This window comes from uncultured Azonexus sp. (assembly GCF_937982035.1).
Taxonomy (GTDB): domain Bacteria; phylum Pseudomonadota; class Gammaproteobacteria; order Burkholderiales; family Rhodocyclaceae; genus Azonexus.
Map to the genome: position 1 here is coordinate 278,012 of NZ_CALJNI010000008.1, position 17,138 is coordinate 295,149.

17 protein-coding genes are annotated in these 17,138 nt (G+C 66.2%); 11 read left to right on the forward strand and 6 right to left on the reverse strand.

Annotated elements, in window-relative coordinates:
* Positions 1-8 precede the first annotated feature (8 nt).
* The 9 genes from Q0799_RS07315 (at position 9) to murB (ending at position 9,597) form a co-directional block, all read left to right on the forward strand.
* The gene (locus Q0799_RS07315; protein WP_298396365.1) at positions 9-221 is read left to right on the forward strand and encodes a DUF3079 domain-containing protein; all 213 of its coding nucleotides are present in this window, start codon (positions 9-11) and stop codon (positions 219-221) included.
* Complete coding sequence (locus Q0799_RS07320) at positions 218-1,042, forward strand: SDR family oxidoreductase (protein ID WP_298396369.1); 825 nt, start codon at positions 218-220, stop codon at positions 1,040-1,042. Before Q0799_RS07315 ends, Q0799_RS07320 begins: the two co-directional genes overlap by 4 nt.
* A 67-nt stretch (positions 1,043-1,109) precedes the next feature.
* Positions 1,110-1,766, forward strand: a complete 657-nt coding sequence (locus tag Q0799_RS07325) for an HAD hydrolase-like protein (RefSeq protein ID WP_298396373.1) — start codon at positions 1,110-1,112, stop codon at positions 1,764-1,766.
* Positions 1,767-1,964: 198 nt separating this feature from the next.
* Positions 1,965-2,909 (forward strand): TAXI family TRAP transporter solute-binding subunit, encoded by a 945-nt coding sequence (locus Q0799_RS07330; RefSeq protein ID WP_298396376.1) that lies wholly within the window; start codon positions 1,965-1,967, stop codon positions 2,907-2,909.
* A gap of 6 nt (positions 2,910-2,915) precedes the next feature.
* Positions 2,916-4,985, forward strand: coding sequence for a TRAP transporter permease (locus Q0799_RS07335; protein WP_298396379.1), 2,070 nt, complete (start codon positions 2,916-2,918; stop codon positions 4,983-4,985).
* On the forward strand, positions 4,982-5,395 hold the full coding sequence (locus Q0799_RS07340; protein ID WP_298396383.1) for a DUF1850 domain-containing protein: 414 nt from the start codon (positions 4,982-4,984) through the stop codon (positions 5,393-5,395). The genes Q0799_RS07335 and Q0799_RS07340 overlap by 4 nt, the downstream gene beginning before the upstream one ends.
* Positions 5,392-7,209 (forward strand): ATP-binding protein, encoded by a 1,818-nt coding sequence (locus Q0799_RS07345; protein WP_298396386.1) that lies wholly within the window; start codon positions 5,392-5,394, stop codon positions 7,207-7,209. Before Q0799_RS07340 ends, Q0799_RS07345 begins: the two co-directional genes overlap by 4 nt.
* Entirely contained in the window at positions 7,199-8,545 is a 1,347-nt protein-coding gene (locus Q0799_RS07350; protein WP_298396388.1) for a sigma-54 dependent transcriptional regulator, read from the forward strand. Before Q0799_RS07345 ends, Q0799_RS07350 begins: the two co-directional genes overlap by 11 nt.
* A 41-nt stretch (positions 8,546-8,586) precedes the next feature.
* Positions 8,587-9,597 carry a UDP-N-acetylmuramate dehydrogenase gene (murB, locus tag Q0799_RS07355; protein ID WP_298396391.1) on the forward strand — a complete coding sequence of 337 codons (1,011 nt, stop codon included), beginning with the start codon at positions 8,587-8,589 and terminating at the stop codon, positions 9,595-9,597.
* On the opposite strand, the gene Q0799_RS07360 is transcribed toward murB, so the two are convergent.
* The gene (locus Q0799_RS07360; RefSeq protein ID WP_298396394.1) at positions 9,572-10,291 is read right to left on the reverse strand and encodes an N-acetylmuramoyl-L-alanine amidase; all 720 of its coding nucleotides are present in this window, start codon (positions 10,289-10,291) and stop codon (positions 9,572-9,574) included. The genes murB and Q0799_RS07360 overlap by 26 nt on opposite strands.
* An 88-nt stretch (positions 10,292-10,379) precedes the next feature.
* Between Q0799_RS07360 and Q0799_RS07365 the strand changes: the two genes are divergently transcribed.
* Together Q0799_RS07365 and Q0799_RS07370 are read left to right on the forward strand one after the other, a co-directional pair.
* Positions 10,380-10,754 (forward strand): cupin domain-containing protein, encoded by a 375-nt coding sequence (locus Q0799_RS07365; RefSeq protein ID WP_298396397.1) that lies wholly within the window; start codon positions 10,380-10,382, stop codon positions 10,752-10,754.
* 25 nt (positions 10,755-10,779) lie between these two features.
* The gene (locus tag Q0799_RS07370; RefSeq protein ID WP_298396400.1) at positions 10,780-11,349 is read left to right on the forward strand and encodes a hypothetical protein; all 570 of its coding nucleotides are present in this window, start codon (positions 10,780-10,782) and stop codon (positions 11,347-11,349) included.
* 9 nt (positions 11,350-11,358) lie between these two features.
* Here Q0799_RS07370 and Q0799_RS07375 read toward each other — a convergent pair whose 3' ends face one another.
* From Q0799_RS07375 to Q0799_RS07395, 5 genes are all read right to left on the reverse strand, one after another.
* Complete coding sequence (locus Q0799_RS07375; protein WP_298396404.1) at positions 11,359-11,694, reverse strand: DUF1840 domain-containing protein; 336 nt, start codon at positions 11,692-11,694, stop codon at positions 11,359-11,361.
* Between the two features lie 41 nt (positions 11,695-11,735).
* Positions 11,736-13,055 (reverse strand): sigma-54 dependent transcriptional regulator, encoded by a 1,320-nt coding sequence (locus Q0799_RS07380; RefSeq protein ID WP_298396407.1) that lies wholly within the window; start codon positions 13,053-13,055, stop codon positions 11,736-11,738.
* A complete protein-coding gene (locus Q0799_RS07385) occupies positions 13,055-14,938 on the reverse strand; it encodes an ATP-binding protein (RefSeq protein ID WP_298396409.1) in 1,884 nt (627 codons plus the stop codon). Before Q0799_RS07385 ends, Q0799_RS07380 begins: the two co-directional genes overlap by 1 nt.
* 108 nt (positions 14,939-15,046) lie before the next feature.
* Positions 15,047-16,447: an aspartate ammonia-lyase gene (locus tag Q0799_RS07390; protein ID WP_298396411.1), complete on the reverse strand. Its 1,401-nt coding sequence runs from the start codon at positions 16,445-16,447 to the stop codon at positions 15,047-15,049.
* A 39-nt stretch (positions 16,448-16,486) separates the two neighbouring features.
* Positions 16,487-17,137, reverse strand: coding sequence for a MarC family NAAT transporter (locus Q0799_RS07395; protein ID WP_298396414.1), 651 nt, complete (start codon positions 17,135-17,137; stop codon positions 16,487-16,489).
* Between the last annotated feature and the right edge of the window lies 1 nt (position 17,138).

Below are 17,138 nucleotides of genomic sequence, written 5' to 3' on the forward strand. Positions count from 1 at the left end.
GAGGAGCGATGGCCAAGCGCTTCCCGCTCCACCCCAAACACCCCGAGCGCATCTGCTGGGGGTGCGACAAATATTGTCCGGCCGGTGACCTGCAATGCGGCAACGGCTCCGGCCGCACCATGCATCCCGCCGAAATGCTCGGCGACGACTGGTATACCTGGGGCGACTGGGGCATAACGCCGGACGACTACGACCCGTCGACGAGGGAGAAAACTCAATGAGCACGCAGATGAAACGACTCGAAGGCAAAACCGCACTGGTCACCGGGGCGGCACGCGGCATCGGGGCGGCGATAGCAAGCGCCTTCGTCGATAACGGGGCATTCGTCTATCTGACCGATATCGACGATGTCACCGGACGCTCGACTGCCGAAAAACTTGGCGGGCAAGCCCGGTACCTGCATCTCGACGTGCGCGTCGAGGTTGATTGGCAGTCGGTCACCACGGCAATCCTCAAGGAACGCCAGGGCCTGCATGTACTCGTCAACAATGCCGGGATCACCGGCTTCGAGGAAGGCAATCTCGTCCATGACCCCGAGCATGCTTCCCTCGAAGCCTGGCGTGCCGTTCATCAGACCAATCTGGATGGCACGTTTCTGGGTTGCAAACATGCCATCCAGGCAATGAGACAAGCCGCGTGCACCGGTTCGATCATCAACATTTCCTCGCGCTCCGGCCTGGTCGGCATTCCGGGGGCGGCGGCCTATGCTGCCTCGAAGGCGGCGGTGCGCAACCACAGCAAGACGGTGGCGCTGTACTGCGCAGAGCAAGGACTGCCGATCCGCTGCAACTCGATTCATCCGGCAGCCATCCTGACGCCGATGTGGGAACCCTTGCTCGGCAGCGGTCCGGAACGCGAGGAACGGATGCGTGAGTTCGTGCAGGATTGTCCGTTGCGCCGCTTTGGCCGGCCGGAGGAAGTCGCGGCAGTCGCGGTGATGATCGCCTCGGACGAAGCCACCTACATTACCGGTGCGGAGCTGAACATCGACGGTGGCATACTCGCAGGCGCCATCGCCGCACCGGCGTCCACAAAATCCTGAGCCGGTTTCTTGCCGTAAGCGCACCGATACTCAGGCCATCCTTCGTTCTTTGCCTGTACATTCCCCCATGCCCCGCTACCCGCACATCGTTTTTGACCTCGACGGCACGCTGATCGACTCCGCCCCGGCCATCCTCGCCAGTTTTCGCGCGGCTTTCGCGCAGACCGGCATCGCACCGGCTGTCGCCATCGATGCAAGCGTGATCGGCCCGCCGCTGACCGAGACCCTGCAACTGCTGTCGGGTAGCGACGATCCCGCGTTGATCGGGCGGCTGGCCGAGGCCTTCAAGGCCAGTTACGACGGCGCCGGGTACCGGGAAACCGCCGCCTATGCCGGGGTTGGCGAACTGCTCGCCGAACTCGCCGGGGCCGGGCTGACGCTGTCGATTGCCACCAACAAGCGTATCCACCCGACCCGCTTGATCCTCGACCACCTCGGCTGGCGCGGGCATTTCACCCATGTCTATGCGCTCGACCTGATTTCGCCGCGCCTGCCGAACAAGGCGGCGATGATCGCCCGGCTGCTCGCCGACCAGGGTATCGCCAAGGAACAGGCAATCTACATCGGCGACCGCAGCGAGGACGGCGAGTCGGCCGACGCCAACGGCCTGCCCTTCATCGCCGTGACCTGGGGTTACGGCAGCCTGAACGCCGACGAGATGCGTGCTGGCTGGCGGGCGGCGGCACAGCCGGCGGCGCTCGGCGCGATGCTGCTGGCCGACTGAGCTTGTGCGGATTTCCGCACCGGCGCCTTGCCTGATTCCGGAATTCCGCACTGAGTGACCGTCGCCAGTTATCGTCAGCCAGAAAACAACTTCAATAAATCAATGATTTGCCAGCCGGCGACGCGGCTGGCACAGGTCCTGCGATGTCTTCCTCCGCTGCCGCCTTGCGGCGCGTCCCAATTCCACGGAGGAGATAATATGAAACTGCGTTCCCTGATCGTCGCCGCTTCGCTGGCCGTCGGCGCCACTGCCGCCAACGCATCCGGCTTCATCAACGTCCTGACCGGCGGCACCAGCGGTGTCTATTACCCGCTCGGCGTCTCGCTGACCCAGATCTACGGCAAGGTGCTGCCCGATGCCAAGATGTCGGTGCAGGCGACCAAGGCTTCGGCCGAAAACCTCAACCTGCTGCAGGCCGGCAAGGGCGAAATCGCCTTCACGCTCGGCGACACCCTGTCCGAAGCCTGGAAGGGTAACGCCGAAGTCGGCTTCAAGGCGCCGCTGAACAAGCTGCGCACGGTCGCCGCGATCTACCCGAACTACATCCACTTCCTGGCCTCCGCCGATTCCGGCATCAAGTCGCTGGCCGACCTCAAGGGCAAGCGCGTTTCGGTCGGCGCGCCGAAGAGCGGTACCGAACTGAACAGCCGCGACATCCTCAAGGCCGTCGGCATGAGCTACCAGGACTTCGCCAAGACCGAATACCTCGGCTACTCGGAGTCGGTCGAACTGATGAAGAACCGCCAGCTCGACGCCACCCTGCTGTCGTCCGGCCTCGGCGTCGCCGCCGTGCGTGACCTGGCAACCGCGCTGAAGATCGTCGTCATCCCGATCCCGGCCGATGTGGTCGCCAAGATCGGCGACGCCGCCTACCAGTCCGGCACCATCCCGGCCAACACCTACAACGGCCAGACCACCGACGTGAACACCGTGCTCGTGCCCAACTACCTGATCACCCACGAAGGCGTGCCGGCCGACACCGTCTACAAGATGACCAAGTCGATGGCCGAGAACCTCGACGCGATGGCCACCGCCCACGCCGCCGCCAAGGCGATCAAGAAGGAAAAGCTGGCCACCGGCTCGCCGGTGCCGCTGCACCCGGGCGCCGAGAAGTACTACCGCGAAGCCGGTCTGCTCAAGTAAGCGATCATGACGGCTCACGTCTCCCCGCCGAACATCGAGCAGGAGACGTTCTCCGAGCACGGCGCCCAGCGCCGTCTCGGAGGCGTCGCGCTCCTCGTGCTGACCGGCATCGCGCTCGGCTTTTCCATCTACCAGCTGGCAATCGCGGCCTTCCATCCGCTCTCCAGTCTGGTCATGCGCGCGCTGCACGTCGGCTTCCTGCTGACCCTGACCTTCATCCTCTTCCCGATCCGCAAGAACGGTCGCCTTGACCGCGTTCCCTACGGCGACTGGCTGCTGGCCGGCCTCGCTTTCGCGCTCGCCGCCTATCAATGGGTTTTCGAAGTCGACCTGATCATGCGCGCCGGCGACCCGAGCACCACCGACCTGATCGTCGGTACGGCGATGATCGTCCTCGTTTTCGAGGCCGCCCGCCGCATCCTCGGCCTGGCGCTGCCGACCATCTGTGCCCTCTTTCTGCTCTACGGCCTGTTCGGCCAGTATCTGCCGGGCGACCTCGCCCACCGCGGCTACGACTTCGCCCAGATCGTCGACCAGCTGGCTTTCGGCACCGAAGGCATCTTCGGCATCCCGACCATGGTCTCGGCGATGTACATCTTCCTCTTCGTGCTCTTTGGCGCCTTCCTCGAACACGCCGGCATGATCAACCTGTTCAACTCGGTGGCGCTCGGCTTCGTTGGCCACGCCAAGGGCGGCGCCGCCAAGGTATCGGTGGTTTCGTCCGGTCTGATGGGCTCGATCTCCGGCTCTGGCGTCGCCAACGTGCTGACCACCGGCCAGTTCACCATCCCGCTGATGAAACGCTTCGGCTATTCCGGCACCTTCGCCGGCGCCGTCGAGGCCACCGCCTCGATGGGCGGCCAGATCATGCCGCCGGTGATGGGCGCGGTCGCCTTCATCATGGCCGAAAACCTCAACGTCCCCTACATCGAGATCGTCAAGGCGGCGCTGGTCCCGGCCATCCTCTATTACGTGACGGTGTTCTGGATGGTGCACCTCGAAGCCGGCCGCAAGAATCTCGGCGGACTGGCCAAGGAAGACTGCCCCAACCCCTGGCGGGCGATCCGTGAGCAGTGGTATCTGGTGCTGCCGCTGGTCGGCCTGGTCGGCATGCTGTTCAACGGCTTCACGCCGATGTACTCGGGCATGGTCGGCCTCGCCCTGTGCGCCATCCTGATCCTCGGCGCCGCCGTCGCCGCCCGCCTTTCCGGCACCGCCTTCCGCTTCGTCTTCTGGATCGCGGTCGGTCTCGGCGCCTCGGCGCTGGTCAAGTGGGGGGTCTATCCGGTGCTGATCGTCATTGCGCTACTGATCGTCGCCTGCCTGTTTGTCCAGGGCGGCCGCGACACGCTGCAGGTGATGCGCAACAGCCTGGTCGATGGCGCCAAGCAGGCGCTGCCGGTCGGTGTCGCCTGCGCCATCGTCGGCATCATCATCGGCGTGCTGACGCTGACCGGCGCCGCCACCAACTTCGCCGGTTTCATCCTCAAGGTCGGCGAAGACAGCCTGTTCGTCTCGCTGCTGCTGACCATGCTGATCTGCCTGGTGCTGGGCATGGGCATCCCGACCATTCCCAACTACATCATCACCAGCTCGATCGCCGCCCCGGCGCTGCTCGAGCTCGGCGTACCGCTGATCGTCAGCCACATGTTCGTCTTCTACTTCGGCATCATGGCCGACCTGACGCCGCCGGTGGCACTCGCCGCCTTCGCCGCCAGCTCGGTGGCCAAGGAACCGGCGATGAAGATCGGCATCAAGGCGGTGCAGATCGCCATCGCCGGCTTCGTCGTCCCGTTCATGGCGGTGTACGACAATGCGCTGATGCTGCAAGGCGACCCGTCGGCCCTGGCAGTGGCCTACATCGTCGGCAAGGCGCTGCTGGCGATCACGCTGTGGGGCGCCGCCAGCATCGGCTACCTGCGCGCACCGCTGGCCGCCTGGGAACGCGTCTGGGCTGCGGCCGCCGCCTTCATGCTGGTCGCCGCCATGCCGCTCACCGACGAGATCGGCTTCGCCGCCTGCGCCGCCTTCATTGGCTGGCACCTGCTGCGTACCCGTCGCCTGCAGCCGGCATGAACGTGATCTGCCTCGTCGCCGGCCTGCTGGTGGCGCCGCTCGGCGAGGCAGTCACGCTGCAATGGACGCACTCGATCCAGAAAACCCTGTGGGCGGAGGACTACCGCCTGCAGGGCGATCAACTCCGGCTGACTTCGGCCCGCGTGCTAGGCACCGGCGCCGGCATGGAACCGCCGACGGACGCGGTCTACCGCGACGGCGCCTGGCATTACACCCCCACCTTGCCATTGCTGCCGGCGGTGAGCTTGCGCCATTCGCCGCATGTCGCGCCCTATGTGGTGTGTACGGCCGGTAACTGCCGACCGCTGCCGGACTGGCTGCCGACGCTGCCTGCCGACACCGTGGTCGACCTGAAAGCCTGCCCGGCCCCTGCGCCGCAACACGAAAAACTGGTTACGATGCGGCCATGAGCCGTCCTGTCATCCCTTCCAAAGCGCCTTCCCGCACCTGGCTGCTGACCGTACTGGCAACGCTGGCCTGCCTGCTGATCGGCCTGCTCGGCTATCGCCTGCTGCTCGACCACAACCTGGCCCACGAACGCCGGCTGGCCACGCAGCGTCTCGACGCCTTCGCCCTGTCGCTCGACGCCACGCTGAACCGGCACGAATCGCTGCCCGGCCTGCTTGCGCTCGAACCCTCGCTGGCCGCGCTGCTGCGCGACCCCGGCAACAAACAGCGGATCGACGCGGCCAACGCCTATCTCGAAGCCGCGCAACAGGGGGCGGCGGTGGCCGCCACCTACCTGATCGACGCCAACGGCCTGACGCTGGCTGCCAGCAACTGGCGCCAGCCGCGCAGTTTCATCGGCCACAACTACGCCTTCCGGCCCTACTTCACCGATGCCGTCGCGCAAGGCCTGGGGCGCTTCTACGGCGTCGGCGTGACCACCGGCGAACCCGGTTACTTCATCGCCGCACCAGTCCGCGACGGACAGCAGATACTCGGTGTCGTCGTCCTCAAGATCGGCCTGGAGGCCATGGAACAGGCCATGGCCGGCGCCAGCGACATCCTGCTGCTGGCCGACGCCGACGGCATCGTCTTCCTGTCGTCGGAACGCCGCCTGCGCTATCGCACGCTGGCGCCGCTGCCGGCAGCGACCACGGCCCGCCTGGCGGAGACCCGCCAGTACGGCAACCAGGCCATCGTCGCCCTGGCCGACCGGCCCGTGCCGTTCGAAGCCAGCGCCCCCCTGCGTCTGGCACTGCCCGACGAAATGCCGCGCGAGCACCTGCTGGTGACCCGCCCGGTCGGCAATTTCGGCTGGCAGGTGGTGCAGCTCGGCCGCCTCGACGAAGCCCGGGCGGCAGCGTTTTCCGGCGCCACGGCGCTGGTCTTCGCCGCCGCCTTCGCCATCGGCGTCGCCGCCCACCTGCGTCATCGCCGTCGTCGGCGCGAGGAATTGCAGCGCATCCACGGCGAACTCGAACAGCGGATCGCCGAACGCACCGCCGACCTGACCGCCAAGATCGCCGAACTGCAACGCACCGAAGCAATCCTCCACGAAACCCGCGACGCTGCGGTACAGGCCGGCAAGCTGGCCGTCCTCGGGCAGTTGTCGGCCGGCATCAGCCACGAGCTGAACCAGCCGCTGGCGGCGCTGCAGACCTTCGCCGACAACGCCAGCGCCCTGCTCGCCCGGGGCCGCCACGAGGAAGTCGCGGAAAACCTGCAGATGATCGGCGAACTGGTCGGCCGTACCGGACGCATCGTCCGCCAGTTGAAGACCTTCGCCCGTAAAGAAGCGGCGACGCCGCAGCCGGTCAGCGTCGCCAGCGCGATCGAACATGCGCTGTTGCTGGTCGAGCCGCGCCGCCGCGACACCGCGGCCAGCATCGAAGTCAGCCAGAACGATAGCGGGTTGCAGGTCGTCGCCGAAGCCGGCCGCCTAGAACAGGTGCTGGTCAACCTGATGCTCAACGGCCTCGACGCCATGCACGGCCAGCCCGCACCCCGTCTGGAAATCACCGTCACCGGCAGCGCCGGCCAGGTCCGCCTGAGCGTGCGCGATCACGGCCCGGGGATTGCCGACGAAGTACGCAGCCACCTGTTCGAGCCTTTCTACACCACCAAGCCCGCCGGCGAAGGCCTCGGCCTCGGCCTGGCGATCTCGCTGGCCATCGTCGAAAGCTACGGTGGCACACTACGCACCGACAACGCGGCCGACGGCGGCGCCGTGTTCGTGCTGACGCTGCCCGCTGCCGGCAAGGACGACGATGAGCGATGATGCCAGCCGACCGGTGCTGCCGGTCTTCCTGATCGAGGACGACAGCGCCGTGCGCAAGGGTTGCGCGCAGGCGCTGACCATCGCCGACATCCCGGTGCGCGCCTTCGCCGACGCCGAAAGCATGCTTGCCGCGCTGGCGACGACACGGCCCGCGCTGGTCGTCAGCGACATCCGCCTGCCCGGCCGCGACGGCCTGACGCTGTTGCGCGAACTGCGCCAGTTCGACCGCGAACTGCCGGTGCTGCTGATGACCGGCCACGGCGACGTGGCCATGGCCGTCGAGGCGATGCGCGACGGCGCCTACGACTTCATCGAAAAACCCTTTCCCTCCGAACGCCTGATCGCGGCGGTCAGGAGCGCCCTCGACAAACGCGCCCTGCTGGTCGAGAACCGCCAGCTCAAGGAGCAACTGCACGCCGCCGGCCTGAGCGCGGTGATCGGCCAGACCCCGGCGATGCAGGACATCCGCCGGCTGATCGGCGCCCTCGCGCCGACCGGCGTGGACATCCTGATCAACGGCGAAACCGGTTGCGGCAAGGAGGTCGTCGCCCGCGCCATCCACGACGCCAGCGGCCGGCGCGGCCCCTTCGTCGCGGTCAATTGCTCGGCGCTGCCGGAAACGGTCTTCGAAAGCGAACTCTTCGGCCACGAGGCGGGCGCCTTCACCGGCGCCGGCAAGCGGCGCATCGGCCGCATCGAACACGCCAGCGGTGGCACACTGTTCCTCGATGAAATCGAGTCGATGCCGCTCAACCTGCAGGTCAAGCTGCTGCGCGTGCTCCAGGAGCGCTGCATCGAACGCCTGGGCAGCAACCACAGCATCGCCGTCGATTGCCGCGTCGTCGCCGCCAGCAAGGCCGACCTCAAGGCGCTGGCCGACGCCGGCCAGTTCCGCGCCGACATCTACTACCGACTCAACGTCGTCAGCATCGACCTGCCGCCGCTGCGCGAACGCCGCGACGACATTCCGCTGTTGATGGCCGCCTTCCTCCAGGAAGCCGCCCAGCGCTACCAGCGCCCGCCGGCCAGCTGGACGCCGGCCGACCTCGCCCGCTGGCAGGCACACGACTGGCCGGGCAATGTGCGTGAGCTGAAGAACGTCGCCAACCGCTGGGCGCTCGGCCTGTCCGACGCCCTCAGCGGCACCCCCGAAGCCCCGCCCGCTTCGCTCGGCGCCCAGGTCGACGCCGCCGAACGCCGCGCCATCGAAACCGCCCTCCAGCACTGCGCCGGCAACGTCGCCCAGGCCGCCGAACTGCTGCAAGTGCCGAAAAAGACCTTGTACGACAAGCTGACCCGCCACGGCATCAGCGCCGACAGCTTCCGGACGCACTGACAACGGTTCCCAGCCACCGGGTGATCGGCGACAATGGCGCCATGACCGTACAGACCGCCATCGACCTCACCCCCTTCAACACCCTCGCGCTGCCGGGCAAGGCGGCGCGTTACCTGAGGGTCACCGATCCGGGGCAACTGGCGGCCGTCGCCCCCGGCGAGCGCCGCTTCATCCTTGGCGGCGGCAGCAACCTGGTGCTGACCGGCGATTTCGACGGCCTGGTGCTGCACATGGCGATCGCCGGCAAGCGCGTCTGGCGCGAGGACGACGAGGCCGTCTACATCGAGGCCGGCGCTGGTGAAAACTGGCACGAATTCGTCGAGTGGACGCTGGCGCATGGCTGTCCCGGGCTGGAAAACCTGTCGCTGATCCCGGGCACCGTCGGTGCCGCGCCGGTGCAGAACATCGGCGCTTACGGGCTGGAAGTCGGCGAGCGCCTGCATTCGGTGACGGCCTGGGATTTTGCCAGGCAAGCCTTGTTCACCCTCGACCGCGCCGCCTGTCGTTTCGCCTACCGCGACAGCCTGTTCAAGCAGGAAGGCTGGCACCTCGACGGCCGTGTCGCCATCGTCTCGGTGGTTTTCCGCCTGCCCAGGAATTACCGGCCGAACATCGGTTACGCCGACCTGCGCCTTGAACTGGCCGAGCGCGGCATCGCCGAACCGGGCGCGCGCGATGTGGCCGACGCCGTCATCGCCGTACGCCGGCGCAAGTTGCCGGACCCGGCGGTGACGCCGAATGCCGGCAGCTTCTTCCACAACCCGGTGGTCGAGCGGACGCAGGCCGACGCTCTGCTCGCCGCCTACCCCAAGTTGCCGCACTATCCGCAAGCCGACGGGCGCGTCAAACTGGCCGCCGGCTGGCTGATCGAACAGGCTGGCTGGAAGGGCAAGGATCTCGGCCCGGTCGGCATGTACGAGAAACAGGCGTTGGTGCTGGTCAATCGCGGCGGCGCCAGCGGCGCCGATGTACGGGCCACGATGGCGGCCGTCCAGGCGGCCGTGCGCGAGAAATTCGCCGTCGATCTCAGTCCGGAACCGGTTTTCCTGTGACCTGGAGGCAGGCGGCCAGCCCGGTCGCCAGCGCATCGGCCATGCGCGCCTGACGCCCGGGGTCAAGCAGTTCGAGCTCCTCGTCCTTGTGCTTGATCACGCCGGCTTCGAACAGCACGGCCGGCAACGTCGTCCGGTAGAGGACGACCAGATTGTCGAAATACCAGACGCCATTTTCCGCATCGGCCGGCGCGTGCTTGCGCCCATGCCAGTCGCTCGGCACGAAGCCGGCGCGGCGCAGCATGGCGCCCATCGCCGACGCGCAGAGCAGGCTGGTCGCGGGGTCCGGATTATTGCCCGAGACGAAGATGCCGTAGCCGCGCTTGACCTCGGTATGCGTCCGCTCGACGCCTTCCCAGGTCCACGGCAGCAACCAGGCCTCACCGACCGAATCGTGATGGATGGAAACGAAGAAGTCGCTGCCGACCGCAGCCTCGGGCCGAGCGGCCAGACTGCCGATATTGCCGTCGAAATTGACCGGGCGTACGCCCCGGCCGCGCTCGGCCAGGGTCTGCGCCAGTTGCGCCGCGAGATCCCGGTTGAACTCGAATTCGCTGCGCCCGCGTGCCGAAATGGCGCCGGTATCGCGCCCGCCGTGGCCGACGTCGATGGCGATTTCAGGCGCGGCCTGCAGCGACGTGATCGGCAGTAACAGCAGCGACAGTGCTGCGAGCAGGGAAAACAGAGCGGACATGCGCGGATTATCCGGTGAAAATGCACTGCAGGTGCCAATTACCCGGGGCGCGCCGTAAAATTGCGCCCTTAGTCATCAAGATCACGTCATGCCGAAATTGACCGTCTTTTCCCGTCAGTCGCCACCGGCGACTTACGATCACCCGCGTCCCGACCGCCGGGTCGAGGGCAACCCGCTGCGCACCACGCACGAACATTTCGCGGCGCCGCAGGGCGATCTGGTTGCCGGCATCTGGGCCTGCGAGCCGGGCGCCTGGCGCATCGCCTTTGCCGAGGGCAAGGACGAGTTCTTCTGCGTCATCGAAGGCCGTATCCGCATCACCGACAGCGACGGCGAGGCGACCGAATTCGGTCCTGGCGAGGCCGGCGTGATCCCGGCCGGATTCACCGGCACCTTCGCCGTGCTCGAAGCCGTCCGCAAGCATTACGTTGTGCTGGAACGGGTAGCCGGAAGTGGGTTATAGTCGCCGACCAGAACAGGACACCACCATGACCGACAAGATCGTTCCGCCGCGCGGCTCCACCGCGCACGCCCCGGACCTCAACTGGAGCCAGGTCCGCGAAACCGTATTGATGCTCGAGCTTGCCGCCGTGCAGATCGAGCACGCGATGAAGGACAGCAATGCCTCCGTCGATGTGCTGACGCAGTCCTTCACCACAATGGCCGGCTGCATGCAGGAAATCGTCGGCAAGGTCGAAGCCCTGCCCGCCGACGGCGCTACCGGTACTGCCCGGGCCGAACTGCTCGGCGCTGCCGGCAACGTTTCCGGCATGGTGCACCAGGCGATCATCGCCTTCCAGTTCTACGACAAGCTGGTACAGCGCCTGGCCCACGTCGGCCTGAGCCTGGGCGAACTCAGCGACCTGGTCGCCGAACCGGCCCGCCTCTACAACCCCGGCGAATGGGTCGGTCTGCAGGACCGGATCAAGGCCAAATATTCGACGCGCGAGGAAATCGCGATGTTCGACGCGGTCATGCAGGGCATCCCGGTTCAGGAAGCGGTCGAACGCTTCATGGCCGAGATGAAGGAAAAGAACGACGATATCGAGCTGTTCTGAGCCCGACGCTCAGAAGTCGGTCGCCGCTTCCCAGACGATGTGTGCTTCCGGGCCGCTTTTCGCGGTCCGCTCGAGCATATCGATCATCGGCCAAGCACGTTGCGGCAGGCCAACCGGCGGCGGTTTCTGCCGCTCTTCCTCATCGTCCGGTTCCGGCGCACCCGCCATCTGACGACGCGCCTCATCGACGGCGCGTTGCAACTTGGCGGCGGCCGGCAACATTTCGGGCTGAGTGAATACACCGCGCGCCCCGGTTTCCTTGCCGACAATTTCCAGCAAGGTTTTCGCCGTTTCGGCGTACATCAGCAATTCACCGGTTTCGCTGGATTCGAAGGTAACGATCATCGCATCTGTCCGTTCGCGTCATCTCTCTCAAGGGAGAGGCACTATAGCAGACCGTATTTCTTCAATTTGTCGTGCAAGGTCGTGCGGGCAGTCCTCAAGACGTCGGCGGTACGCTGGATGTTGCCTTCCTGACGCGAAAACTCGTCGGCGATCAGCAGGCGCTCGTAATTCTCGACCGCCTCGGCCAGCGACGGTTTGACGGTCGGATCGATCCCGCTGCAGGCCTTGCCGATGCCGAGAACATGGCAATCGGCGGCATTCTTCAATTCGCGGATGTTGCCCGGCCAGTCCTGGACCATCAGCCGCTGCAGGACCTCCGGCGTCAATGCCGGCAGCGGCCGGTTGTAGCGCTTGGCCGCCTGCAGCAGGAAGGCATCGTAAAGCGCCGGGATGTCCTCGCGCCGTTCGCGTAACGGCGGCAGTTCGATACGTACGACATTGAGGCGGTAATAGAGGTCGGCGCGGAACTTGCCCTGTTCCGACCAGCTCTTGAGGTCCTCCTTGCTCGCCGCCACCACGCGACAATTGACCGGTACCTGCTGGTTCGAGCCGAGCCGCTCGATGACGCGTTCCTGCAGCACGCGCAACAACTTGATCTGCATGCTCATCGGCATGCTCTCGACCTCGTCGAGGAAGAGCGTGCCGCCGCTGGCGTACTCGATCTTGCCGATACGCCGTTTCTGCGCCCCGGTGAAAGCACCGGCCTCGTGGCCGAACAATTCGCTGTCGAGGATGTTGTCGGCCATGCCGCCGCAATTGAGGGCGACGTAGTTTTCCTGACCGGCACGCGACAGGTCGTGCAGGCAGCGGGCGACCATTTCCTTGCCGGTACCGGTTTCGCCGTAGATCAGCACATCGACGCCGGCATCGGCGATGTCGAGGATCAGCCGGCGCACCTGCTGCATCTGCGGCGAACGCCCGATCAAGCGGGATTCAAGGTCGTCGCGCTGATCCAGGCGCCGGCGCAGGGCCTCGACTTCCAGCACCAGCGCCCGCTTCTCCAGCGCCCGGCGGACGACATCGACCAGATCGTCGGTGGAGAACGGCTTCTGCATGAAATCGTAGGCACCGTTGCGCATCGCCTCGACCGCCAGCGTGACGTCGCCGTGGCCGGTGATGATGATCACCGGCAGATCGGGATCGCGTTCCCTGACCAGACGCAGCAGGTCCATGCCGCTACCCCCCGGCAGCCGCATGTCGGTGACGACGATGCCGGCAAAATCGGGCTTCAGGTACTTTTCCGCAGCTTCCGCGGAAGCCACCGAGAGCACGGGAATTCCCGCCAGTTGCATGGCCTGTTCGCACCCCAGGCGGACATTGGGGTCGTCTTCGACGAGCAGGACCTGCAAGGATGTTTTCATCAAGCGCTTCCCGACGACAGGGGCGGTAGCAGGACGACGAAGCGGGCACCACCACCGGGTGCCGGGCCGGCCATCAGATCACCGCCGAAATCGCGGAGTATATCCCGCGAGATGGTCAGGCCAAGTCCCAGGCCTTCACCGGGCTGCTTGGTGGTGAAGAAGGGTTCGAACAGATGCGCCACCGCCTCCTCGGAAAAACCGTGACCGCTATCGACGATGGACAGCGCGATCTTGCCCGTACTACTGGATTCGCTGCTGAAACTCAAGCGGCGGACGGGCTCGTCGTGCATCGCGTCAAGGGCGTTGCCGACCAGGTTGACCAGCACCTGCTGCAGCCGGTTGCGATCGCACCAGGCGGTCGTGGCGCCGGGGGCAAAATGGCGCTCGACAATCACCGAATCCTTCTTCAATCGCGATTCGAACAGGAACAGCGCGCTATCCACCGCCTGCCCGATATCGACCGCGCTTGAAACCGCTGGCGATTTACGCGCAAAGGTCTTCAAGGGGCCGATGATGTTGCCCATCTGCTCGGTCAACTGCTCGACGATGGCGAGATTGCGTTCGGCGGTCGCCGCCTCGCCACGACGCATGAATTCGGCGGCGTTGGCCGACAGGGTACGAATGGCGCCGAGCGGCTGGCTCAGTTCGTGGGTAATCCCCGTCGCCATCTGGCCGAGCACGGCCAGCTTGGCCGCCTGGACCAGTTCATTCTGGGCGGCACGCAAGGTCTGTTCGGCGCGCTGGCGTTCCTGGACCTCGCGCTGCAGACCGGAGACCGCCTCGGACAAGTCGACGGTGCGCGCCTCGACCTTGCGCTCCAGTTCCTGGTTGGCCAGTTCGAGCATCGCCCGCGCCTCCTCGCGCCCGCGCGCCAGGCGGCGCCGCTGGCGGGCGTACAAGACACCGAGCAGTAGGCAACCGAGGGCCGCCACGCTGAGCGCGGCATGCGTCGCCGCCTGGACGCCGACCGCGCGCAGATCGGAGAAGACGACGATGCGCCAGGCCGTGCCCGAAAGATTCCGGGCCATCGCCAGATAAGGACGCGCCCCCTGCGCCGGCGCCACGTCGTCGCGCAGATGCTTGGGCAGGCGTACCACGCGCCCTTCATCGGCGCCGGCCAGGTCGATGTCCAGGCTGATCGCTCCCAGCGACTGACCGGCAAACTGCTGCCGGCCGAGGCGTTCGAGCACCTCCGGCGGCTGCCGCCGCAGCGTCGCGTAGCGCCATTCCGGCGGCGAGGCGAGCAGCACCACGTCGTTGCGGTCGACGATCAGGGCCGGCGCTTCCTGCGCCAGCCAGCGGCGCTCGACTTCGCGGATGCCGGATTTGACGACGGCGACACCGATGATCGCCCATTCACGACTCTCGTCGCGGATCGGCAAGGCAAAGTAATAGCCCGGTTCATGCCGGATATGATCAACCGCGTAATGGCGGGCCGGCGTACCGCGCACCGCATCGCGAAAGAACGGCATGTAGGAGAGATCAGAACCGAGCAGGTTATCCGAGAATATCCAGTCGCTCGAAGCCACCACGCGGCCGCTCAGATCGAGGACGAATATCGCCGGCCCGCCCAGATGATCGTTGAGTTTCTGCAGGAAGCGATTGGCCTCGGCCTGGCGGATGTCCGCCTCTTCGCTGGGCGCGCGCAGCAGCATCACGACATCGGGGTTCAACTCGACCGCGCTGGGCACCGAAGCATGCCGGGTCACCTCGCTGTCGATCGCCGCGCCCAGGATGTCGAGCTGATGCGACGCTGCCTGGCGCATGCTTTCGACCCCATAGTGCTCGGAAATCCGGTAGGAGGCGAGACCGAGCAGCAGGAAAATCACCAGCAACCCCGCCAGACCGAGCACGCGGTGCGGATTGGGCAGCGGGGATGGCAAGATGGTCTCGGGTTCCGGCATGACAGGCGGGCTCAGGGATGGGTCATTGTATGATCAAACGCTCGCTGCCCGGCAATGCCGGGCAACGGCACGGCCCGCCATGGCAACTCAGCCCGGCCGGCGCGGCGCGGTCAGCACCTCGGGGGCCAGCACGGCGGCCAGCTGCGCCTTGTCCATCAGCCCCATCTCCTCGACCAGCTCGGCGACACCGCGGCCGCTGCGTAGTGCTTCCTGAGCAACCCGCGTGGCGTTCTCGTAGCCGATATGGGGATTCAGCGCCGTTGCCAGCCCGGCCGAAGTACGTACGCGCTCGGCCAGCAGCTCGCGGTTGGCGGTGATGCCGCGTACGCAATGGGCGGTCAGCGTGCGGCAGCCGGCGGTCAGGTGTTCGATGCTCTTGAACAGGCTGTGGGCGATGATCGGTTCGAAGGCGTTCAACTGCAACTGGCCGCCTTCGGCCGCCATGGTGATGGTGACGTCGTTGCCGATGACCTCGAAAGCGATCTGGTTGACCACTTCCGGGATCACCGGATTGACCTTGCCCGGCATGATCGACGAGCCGGCGGCGCGCGGCGGCAGGTTGATTTCATTGAGCCCGGCCTGCGGACCGGACGACAACAGGCGCAGGTCGTTGCAGGTTTTCGACAGTTTGGCGGCGACGCGCTTCAACACGCCGGAAAGCTGAACGAAGGCGCCGCAGTCCTGGGTCGCTTCGATCAGGTTGGGCGCCGCTTCCAGGCGCAGGTCGGCGAGGCGCGACAGGTGGTCGATGGCCAGCTTGGAGTAGCGCATGTCGGTGTTGATGCCAGTGCCGATGGCGGTGGCGCCGAGGTTGATCTCGCGGATCAGGGCGATGGCTTCGGCGACGCGCAGCTCATCCTCCTGCAGCATCACCGCGTAGGTCGAGAACTCCTGACCGAGGGTCATCGGCACGGCGTCCTGCAACTGGGTGCGGCCAATCTTGAGCACGTCCTTGAATTCCTCGGCCTTGGCGGCGAAAGCCTCGCGCAGCCCGGCCATTGCCGACAGCAGGCCGCGGATGGCGAAGCAGGCCGCGACGCGCAGTGCCGTCGGATAGACGTCGTTGGTGCTCTGCGACATGTTGACGTGGTTGAGCGGGTGCAGGTGGGCGTAGTCGCCCTTCCGGTGGCCGAGGATTTCCAGCGCCCGGTTGGCGATGACTTCGTTGGCGTTCATGTTGGTCGAGGTACCGGCGCCGCCCTGGATGACGTCGACGACAAACTGGTCGTGCAGCTTGCCGCCGGCGATTTCCTGGCAGGCGGCGACGATGGCGTCGGCGCGCGTGCGGTCGAGCTGGCCGAGCTCGGCATTGGCCAGCGCCGCCGCCTGCTTGGTCAGCGCCAGGGCGCGCACCAGTTCGCCATAGCTGCCGATGCTCTTGCCGGTGATCGGGTAGTTCTCGATGGCGCGCAGCGTATGCACGCCCCAATAGGCGCCGGCGGGTACCTCGGCGTCGCCGAGCAGATCGTGTTCGAGTCGTGTGGTCATGTTGTCTCCATTGATGGTTGTGGTTGATGCGTTGCCGGCTCAGGTGCCGGCGACAAAACTGCGGATGCCGGAACCGACGAACTGGACGCCGATGCAGACGAGCAGGAAGCCGTTCAGGCGGGCGACGACGTTGATGCCCTCGCTGCCCAACCGGCGCGATACCCAGCGCGCCGAGCGCAGCACCAGCCAGATCAGCAGGCAGGTCATGGCGATGCTCGCCACCGTCGCCGAATAGGCCAGCAAGCGACTGATGCCGCTATCGAGTTCGGCAATCTCCGAGGAAATGCCGATCACCGTCGCCAGCGCCCCCGGCCCGGCGATACCCGGCATCGCCAGCGGGAAAAAGGCAAAGCTGCCGCCACCGCCGGTCAGCGTCGTATCGCTGGTGCCGAACAGCATGCGGTAACCGATGATGGACACGGTCAGGCCACCGGCGATGCGCAGGGCACCGAAGGAGATGCCGAAGGCTTCGAGGATCATCACGCCGGCGAACAATCCGCCGGCCAGCAGCAGGAAGCCGTAGAAACACGCCCGGCGGGCTTCCAGCGTAGCCTCCGGCGCCGCTCGGCCGGCCGCGAGGGAGAGAAAGAGCGGTATCTTCGACAAGGGGTTGGTGATCGTTGCCAGACTGATCAGGCCGCCAAGAAAGAAACTGACCAGCAGTCTGAGCAGGTGCTCGTCGATGGTCATT

Excerpts from the sequence above, each read along its gene's own strand:
- Q0799_RS07315 (WP_298396365.1), top strand. The coding sequence starts at position 9 with ATGGCCAAGCGCTTCCCGCTCCACCCCAAACACCCCGAGCGCATCTGC.
- Q0799_RS07320 (WP_298396369.1), top strand. The coding sequence starts at position 218 with ATGAGCACGCAGATGAAACGACTCGAAGGCAAAACCGCACTGGTCACC.
- Q0799_RS07325 (WP_298396373.1), top strand. The coding sequence starts at position 1,110 with ATGCCCCGCTACCCGCACATCGTTTTTGACCTCGACGGCACGCTGATC.
- Q0799_RS07330 (WP_298396376.1), top strand. The coding sequence starts at position 1,965 with ATGAAACTGCGTTCCCTGATCGTCGCCGCTTCGCTGGCCGTCGGCGCC.
- Q0799_RS07335 (WP_298396379.1), top strand. The coding sequence starts at position 2,916 with ATGACGGCTCACGTCTCCCCGCCGAACATCGAGCAGGAGACGTTCTCC.
- Q0799_RS07340 (WP_298396383.1), top strand. The coding sequence starts at position 4,982 with ATGAACGTGATCTGCCTCGTCGCCGGCCTGCTGGTGGCGCCGCTCGGC.
- Q0799_RS07345 (WP_298396386.1), top strand. The coding sequence starts at position 5,392 with ATGAGCCGTCCTGTCATCCCTTCCAAAGCGCCTTCCCGCACCTGGCTG.
- Q0799_RS07350 (WP_298396388.1), top strand. The coding sequence starts at position 7,199 with ATGAGCGATGATGCCAGCCGACCGGTGCTGCCGGTCTTCCTGATCGAG.
- murB (WP_298396391.1), top strand. The coding sequence starts at position 8,587 with ATGACCGTACAGACCGCCATCGACCTCACCCCCTTCAACACCCTCGCG.
- Q0799_RS07360 (WP_298396394.1), bottom strand. The coding sequence starts at position 10,291 with ATGTCCGCTCTGTTTTCCCTGCTCGCAGCACTGTCGCTGCTGTTACTG.
- Q0799_RS07365 (WP_298396397.1), top strand. The coding sequence starts at position 10,380 with ATGCCGAAATTGACCGTCTTTTCCCGTCAGTCGCCACCGGCGACTTAC.
- Q0799_RS07370 (WP_298396400.1), top strand. The coding sequence starts at position 10,780 with ATGACCGACAAGATCGTTCCGCCGCGCGGCTCCACCGCGCACGCCCCG.
- Q0799_RS07375 (WP_298396404.1), bottom strand. The coding sequence starts at position 11,694 with ATGATCGTTACCTTCGAATCCAGCGAAACCGGTGAATTGCTGATGTAC.
- Q0799_RS07380 (WP_298396407.1), bottom strand. The coding sequence starts at position 13,055 with ATGAAAACATCCTTGCAGGTCCTGCTCGTCGAAGACGACCCCAATGTC.
- Q0799_RS07390 (WP_298396411.1), bottom strand. The coding sequence starts at position 16,447 with ATGACCACACGACTCGAACACGATCTGCTCGGCGACGCCGAGGTACCC.
- Q0799_RS07395 (WP_298396414.1), bottom strand. The coding sequence starts at position 17,137 with ATGACCATCGACGAGCACCTGCTCAGACTGCTGGTCAGTTTCTTTCTT.